Below are 6,522 nucleotides of genomic sequence, written 5' to 3' on the forward strand. Positions count from 1 at the left end.
CCGTGGTGGCAAAGTGGCACCTGTGACAAAAGGAGACAGCGCGGCCGTCCGACTGCTGAATCGGGCACGGTTGGTACCGAGGATCGCGTGGCTTGCCGCACGGGCGCCCCGCGATCCCCACCGGGCATGGGAGGGGTACTGGAAGGACATCCGGACCACGGGCGCCGGCGGGCAGGTGCTCTGGGATTCCGCCTCCGATGCGGAGCGGGAACAGTACGCCGAGGCACTCCGGGCGCATCTTGACACCTCGCTGCCGGTCATCGACGTCGGCTGCGGCAACGGGTCGTTCACCCGTTGGCTGGCCGGCATCTTTCCCGAGGCCCTCGGCATCGACGTTTCCCCCAGCGCGATCGCCCGTGCCGAGACGGAGGCCGCCGGCCTGGCCAACGTCTCCTTCGCCGTCGTCGACGCCACCGAACCGGGCGCCGTGGTCTCCCCCTACCCCGGAGCGTGCAATGTCTTCGTCCGCGGGGTGCTTCACGTCCTTCCGCCCCGGCCACAGGCGGTGATGGCCGTCAATCTCCGCACCGCAGTACGCGGCGGGCGGGTCTTCCTCACCGAAACGAACTTTCCGGGAAGCTCCCTCGAATACGTCGAACGGCTCGGGGCGGCCCCCGGGTATATCCCGGCGGGCCTGAAGCGCGCCATCGCCGGGCTTCCGCGGCCCGGCCACTTCGGCGCCACCGAACGCGGCGCCGCCTTCCCCGAAGACCAATGGCAGCTTCTCGCCGACGGGCCGGCCGTCATCCATACAGTTCCGGCCGAGACCACCGAGTCCACGCCGGTCCCGGGATACTTTGCGGTGCTGCAGCCGCGCAAGGGAGCCTGAATGGAAACCCCATCGGGAGAATCCACGGCGCCGCTGCCGATCGAAGGCGGGAAGGGAACGCTTGGGCTCCGGCCGGACGGCGTCCTGCACCTGAAGTGGGACCGCGGCATCCACATCTCCTCGGACGATGCCCGGGCGGCAATGGACGTCGTCAACCTGCTCTGCGCTGACACCTCCCACCCCATGCTCGTCGACATGGAGGCCACAAAATCGGTCAGCAGGGGAGCCCGCAGTACCTTTTCCATCCCGTGTGGCGCCTCGCGGATTGCGCTGCTGGGTTCCTCTCCGGTCGACCGGCTCCTGGCCAACTTCTTCCTCGGCCTTCACAGCCCGCCGTGCCCCACCCATTTCTTCACCTCGCGGGAGCGCGCCCTCGACTGGCTCAAGCGGCCCGACTCAACAGAGCCGCTCGACTGAGCTGCCGGACTGAGCTGCCGGACTGAGCTCCAGCCTTCCGGTGCTATCCGGCGAGGTTGAGGGGAGGCCGGGCGGCGTCCTGGAGAGCCCGCAGCCGCCGTCGGCGCTCATGATCCACCCGGTGCCTCCGCGAACCGGCGGTGATCAGCAGCAGGAAGACGGCGAGGCCGGCAGCGAAGGCGACCGGCGCGGACGCGGGTTCGCCGAAGAGCCGGTCGAAGAGGAGCCAGATGAGCCCCCAGACCACCGCCAGGGCGACGCTGAGGTGCCCCCTGCCCGTACTGCACAGGACCGCCGTGCCGACGGTCACCACGCCCACGGCGATCAGGGCCCAGGTCTGTGCGCCGAGGTCGAACAGGTCCGTCCCCTGCCGGTCGGCCAGCGCGGCGGCCCGCACCGCCGTCTCGATGATGGTCCAGCCCAGCAGCAGACCGAGGGGTACATCGACGGCGGCGCCTTCGATCCGGCCCTCCGCCGGGTAGCGGTGCAGAGTGCCCAGGGTGGTCAGCAGCACGCCGAGAAGCAGGACGACGATGGCCGCCGCCAGGGTCTGCAGTTCGTCCCGGCCGCTCAGCCGGACCGCTGTGAGGAGCACGAGTGCCGAGGCGAGAGTCCAGCCGAGCCGGCGCTGGCGCTCCTTCCGGAGCTGGAAGGGCAGCCACTGGTACAGCACGTAGACGCACAGCGCGAGGTCGATGAGGACCCGGATCCACAGCGCCCCGGCGGCGGGAAGAAGCAGGGTCGGTCCCGGCAGCGGCGGTCCGGACTGGAGTGGGTCCCAGGCGCGTCCGCCCGGCGCAAGGAGCCATGCCAGCGCGGCCAGGGAGACCAGAACAGCGCGCAGCAGGTCCGGATCCCAGGATCGGACGGAGGCGGCAGCGTCCGCAAGGCGATTCCGGGGGGCGGCCGTCCAGGCGGGCATTCTTCCGCCCCGGCCCTGCCGTGCCACAGGCCGGGCCGAAACACTTCGGCGTCCCCCGCCCGCTCCCAGCGCGGCGGTTCCACTCCGGACCCTGTGCGTCCTGCCCGCTCCGCCTGCGGTTCCATTCCGGAGCCGTCTGTGCGTGCTGCCCGCTCCACGTGCGGTCAAACCCCGGAGCCGTCCGCCCGCCCGTTCTGCTCCCAGCGCTGCGGTCGCTGCCTTGAATTTACGGCGCACCCCGCCAGCGCCACCGGCCCCGTCCGGAGCCGCTGACACCGTCGGAGGAACCGAGGGCGCAGGCGGGAGCTTCACCTCATGCGTCGGCTTCATCGCCTCCCTTTCAACGGGTGCTGCGCCGCGGGTTTCCCGTGCGCTCGCGTTCAGCCTACCTACTTCCGCGCAGCGGCGGGCAGTTGGCCCAGCAGGATCACCGTGAATCCGGGCTGGCCGTCTCTCCGGTCTCCCCGGAGCCTGCGGTCTTGGACCTCCGACGCTGCCGCAGGCCAAGAACAGCCGCGGTCACGAGCCCCACGAGGGTCCCGACGGCGGTTCCCAGCACGACGCTCACCCAGAGGGGCAGCCCGGTGGAGGCGCCGGTCAGGTAGCCAAGGCCAAGGAGCCACGCGGCCCACAGGCACGCGCCCAGGGCGGTCAGGACCATAAAGGGGCGGAGCGCGACTTCGGCGATTCCGGCCGCTGCGACGCTGGCGGTCCGGCCGCCGGGCAGGAACCGAACAGCGACCAGTCCGGCATAGGTCGGTGACTTGCCGGCCTTCTCCACTGCGCTGCGGAGTCCGCCGTGGACCGACCGTCCCCAGCGGAAGCGGTCGAGCCAGTGCGTCAGGCGGCGGCGGAAGAGCATAAACAGCGCGAGGTCGCCCACCCAGCTGCCGGTGGTCGCCACGAGGACGGCCGCGGGCAGGAAGAGGTTCCCATGCGAGGCCATGGTGCCGGCGGCGATCACCATCAGTTCCGAGGGCACGACGGGGAGGATCACGTCCACGACGATGATGGTGAACATGAGCAGGAAGTAGAGCGGCATAGCCAGATCCGGGCCGGGAATCTCCACCCACCCAACCTACAGGCCGCTGCTGGGGAAAGCAGAGGAGTCGGGCCAAGCCCGGGTTAATTCGGGGGAAACTCCGAGAGCCGCAGCGATGATTCGAAGGACGACTCGGCGCCGCTGAGCGGGTCGGTGAAGGAGATGCTCTTGGCCAGCAACTGGAGCGGCTTCGAGAAGTCGTCGGCGGCCTGTGGTTTCAGCACGGGGTAGAAGGGGTCGTTGAGGATGCCCAGTCCGAGCCCGGCCATGTGCAGCCGAAGCTGGTGGGTTTTGCCGGTGTGCGGCTGCAGCCGGTAGCGGCCAACGCCCGCCGTCTCCTCAATCAGGCTCACCGCCGTCTCGGTGTTGGGGGCGCCCTCGACCTCCTGGGCCAGCAGGTAGGTGCGGGACTTCACAATGCGGCTGCGCACAATTCGGGGTGCAACATCCAGGCCGAGTTCCGGCCGCACCGGGGCGATCGCCTCGTACTCCTTGCGGATCCGGCGGTTCTCGAACAGCAGCTGATATTTTCCGCGGGTCTCCGGGTTCACCGAGAACATCAGGATGCCGGCGGTCATGCGGTCGAGCCGGTGCATGGGGATCAGGTCTGGGAGTCCCAGCTGCACCCGCAGGCGCACCAGTGCGGACTCCGCGACGTACATGCCACCGGGGGTCGTCGGCAGGAAGTGGGGTTTATCGACCACCAGCAGGTCCTCATCCTGGTGGAGGATGGAAATCTCCACCGGGAGCCGGTCCTCGACGGGAAGCTCGCGGTAGTACCAGATGAAGGTGTGGTCGGTGAGCGGGGTCTCCCGGGTGAGCACGGTTCCGCCGAGGGCCACCACCTCGCCGCGGTCGAACCGTTCGGCGATGCCGTCGGGGTTCACGTGGTCGAAGCGGTCAAGGATGTACTCGAGGGCCGTTGACCACGGACCTTCGTCGGGCAGCCGGAGGCGGGTGGCATTGACTCCGTTGCGGACCGGAAGGGGGGACTTCATCACCTTTCAAGGGTACGGGCACCGTCGGCGGGCGGCTGGCAGTGGGGGCAGTAGTAGAGGTCCCGCAGCTCGAGTTCGTTGTCGCCGAGCTGTTCGAGGACCACCGGAGTGCCGCAGCGCAGGCAGCCCCGGTTCGAGCGCCCGTACACCCACAGGTTGTTGCCGCGGAGGTTTCCGGTGGTGGCGCGGGTGCTCCGCAGTTTGTTCGCCTCGAGCAGCTTTTTGGCCAGGTCGACGATGCGGGGCAGGTTCCGGACCTCGCCGACGGGCGTCAGCGGGTGCACCCCGGCCAGGAAGCACAGCTCACAGCGGTAGACGTTGCCGATGCCCGCGAGGTTGCGCTGGTCGAGCAGGGCCAGGCCGAGGGGACGTTCCGGCTGAAGGGAGAGCCTCCGCAGGGCCTCGGCGGGGTCCCAGTCCCCGCCGAGCAGATCGGGCCCGAGGTAGCCCACGGCCTCTTCCTCGCCCGAGCGGGGCAGGACCCGCAGGAAACCCAGTTCGAAGCCGACGACGACGTTGTCGGTGGTCTCGAGCACGCACCGCGCCTTGAAGCCGGGCCGGCGCCACTTCTGGCCGTGCGCGTACACGTGCCAGAGCCCTTCCATCTTCAGGTGGGAGTGGATGTCCCACCCTTCCGCATCCCCGCCGCCGCCCCCGCGGATCAGCAGGTGCTTCCCGCGGGAGACCACTTCCTCGACGGTGTCGCCGGTGAAGTCGACCGTGGCAAAGCGCGGGACGCGGATGTCGCACCGGGTCAGCTCCTTTCCGGCGAGGGCCGCATGGAGGTCCCGGGCGGCCCGCCAGACGGTATCCCCCTCAGGCACGGGTCCCCCCTTGAGTGCAAGTGTCCCGCCGGACGCCGATGCGTTCCCTAGGCACGGATCCTCAGCCCCTTGGGTGTCGTGTAGAAGCCGGCGGCGGCCAGGGCCGAGCCCACCCCGGTGTCGAGGATCTCCCCGCCGTTGACCTTCTCCAGCGCCATCTTGTCGGCCGCGCCCCGCCGGATCACGCCGACCAGGGCGGCGGCGGCCGCGTCGAGGGCGGGCTGGTCCTCGGCGAAGACCAGCAGCGTCTTGCCGCCCCGCTCGACGTAGAGCACCAGGTCGCCGTCGACAAGCACCACGAGCGCGCCGGCCTTGCGGCCGGGACGGTGCCCTCCCTCGGCCTGCGGCCAGGCGAGGGCGGCGCCGTACGGGTTGGCCGGGTCGGTCGCGGCCAGGGCGGTGGCCGTGAGCGCCGGTCCGCCGGCGGCCTCCGAACGCGGATCGTTGTCCGCGCTGAAGGAGCGCAGCCGGTCCACGGTCGAGGGCACCGCGAACTGGGCGGCGCCGAGATGCTCGATGAAGTAGCCGCGCCGGCACCGGCCCATCTCCTCAAGGCGCGCAAGCACCTTGTACATCAGGCCGAACCCGCCGGGCACCCCTTCGCTGCCCACGGCGCCGCGGGTGACCACGCCGTAGCGGTCAAGGAGCAGTTCGGCGGTGGCGTGGGCGTGGAGGGTCGACTCGTTCTCAACGGGCGGCAGCAGGTTCCAGCGGCCCGCTGCGACCGGCGGGGTGGCGCGCTGGTACCCGGAGGCGCCGTCGGGCCCGCCGGCCAGGCTCATCGAACTGTTCGTAAGGGAGCGTCCAGGCGCGCGCCCCAGCCGGCCCGCCCGGGAGGTGCGGGCGCGTGCGGGTGGCTGGCGCTGCTTGTGCGCGGTCCGGCCGCCGGCCAGCAGGGCCCGGATGACGTCGACGCACTCGCGCAGCCGGGCGTCGCGCAGCTCCTTGCGCGGCCAGCCCTGGCCGGTGATGTGCTCGTTGGACGCCTCGCCGCTGCCCAGGGCCACCCAGAAGCGCCCCGGGAACATGGCGCCGAGCGTCGCGATCGCCTGGGCCACGATGGCCGGGTGGTAGCGCTGGCCGGGCGCGTTCACCGCGCCGAACGGCAGCGACGTCGTCGCCAGTGCGGCTCCGAGGAACGACCAGCCGAAGCCCGACTGGCCCTGCCGCTCGCTCCAGGGCGAGAAGTGGTCGGAGCTCATCGCTCCGGTGAAGCCCACCTCCTCGGCGTGCTGGACCGCCTTCAGCAGCTCCGCGGGGTGGACCTGCTCGTGGGAATTGTGGAACCCGATGACCGGCATGGGTCATGCCTACCGAGGTCGGCGGTTCGCGGCTACCTCAACAGGTCCGCGACCCGCGCCGGTGACGTCGCGACGTCCAGGTGCTCGCCGTCCGCGTTCCCGGTCACCGGCCAGCCCCGGGCCCGGGCCTCGGCGGCCGCGTCGTCGTAGGCGGAGGACAGCTGGACGTAGCGCGCACCCGCCTCGGGC

The 6,522-nt window shown here is 70.8% G+C and carries 7 protein-coding genes; 2 read left to right on the top strand and 5 right to left on the bottom strand.

The features are described 5' to 3' along the window. Nucleotides 1-22 precede the first annotated feature (22 nt). Entirely contained in the window at nt 23-829 is an 807-nt protein-coding gene (locus tag QZX79_RS13730) for a class I SAM-dependent methyltransferase (RefSeq protein ID WP_294568971.1), read from the top strand. Beyond that, nucleotides 830-1,246 (top strand): STAS/SEC14 domain-containing protein, encoded by a 417-nt coding sequence (locus QZX79_RS13735; RefSeq protein ID WP_294568973.1) that lies wholly within the window; start codon nt 830-832, stop codon nt 1,244-1,246. 43 nt (nt 1,247-1,289) lie between these two features. On the opposite strand, the gene QZX79_RS13740 is transcribed toward QZX79_RS13735, so the two are convergent. The 5 genes from QZX79_RS13740 to QZX79_RS13760 all read right to left on the bottom strand — a co-directional run bounded on the left by QZX79_RS13740 (nt 1,290) and on the right by QZX79_RS13760 (nt 6,333). Beyond that, nucleotides 1,290-2,168, bottom strand: a complete 879-nt coding sequence (locus QZX79_RS13740; RefSeq protein WP_294568975.1) for a hypothetical protein — start codon at nt 2,166-2,168, stop codon at nt 1,290-1,292. A gap of 427 nt (nt 2,169-2,595) precedes the next feature. Continuing rightward, a complete protein-coding gene (locus QZX79_RS13745) occupies nt 2,596-3,237 on the bottom strand; it encodes a DedA family protein (RefSeq protein ID WP_294568977.1) in 642 nt (213 codons plus the stop codon). Between the two features lie 56 nt (nt 3,238-3,293). Beyond that, entirely contained in the window at nt 3,294-4,208 is a 915-nt protein-coding gene (locus QZX79_RS13750; RefSeq protein ID WP_294568980.1) for an RluA family pseudouridine synthase, read from the bottom strand. Next, nucleotides 4,208-5,032 (bottom strand): DNA-formamidopyrimidine glycosylase family protein, encoded by an 825-nt coding sequence (locus QZX79_RS13755; protein WP_294568982.1) that lies wholly within the window; start codon nt 5,030-5,032, stop codon nt 4,208-4,210. Before QZX79_RS13755 ends, QZX79_RS13750 begins: the two co-directional genes overlap by 1 nt. A 47-nt stretch (nt 5,033-5,079) precedes the next feature. After that, a complete protein-coding gene (locus tag QZX79_RS13760; RefSeq protein ID WP_294568985.1) occupies nt 5,080-6,333 on the bottom strand; it encodes an LLM class flavin-dependent oxidoreductase in 1,254 nt (417 codons plus the stop codon). Between the last annotated feature and the right edge of the window lie 189 nt (nt 6,334-6,522).

This window comes from uncultured Arthrobacter sp. (assembly GCF_902805515.1).
Taxonomy (GTDB): Bacteria; Actinomycetota; Actinomycetes; order Actinomycetales; family Micrococcaceae; genus Arthrobacter_D.

Excerpts from the sequence above, each read along its gene's own strand:
- QZX79_RS13740 (WP_294568975.1), bottom strand. The coding sequence starts at position 2,168 with ATGCCCGCCTGGACGGCCGCCCCCCGGAATCGCCTTGCGGACGCTGCC.
- QZX79_RS13750 (WP_294568980.1), bottom strand. The coding sequence starts at position 4,208 with ATGAAGTCCCCCCTTCCGGTCCGCAACGGAGTCAATGCCACCCGCCTC.
- QZX79_RS13735 (WP_294568973.1), top strand. The coding sequence starts at position 830 with ATGGAAACCCCATCGGGAGAATCCACGGCGCCGCTGCCGATCGAAGGC.
- QZX79_RS13760 (WP_294568985.1), bottom strand. The coding sequence starts at position 6,333 with ATGCCGGTCATCGGGTTCCACAATTCCCACGAGCAGGTCCACCCCGCG.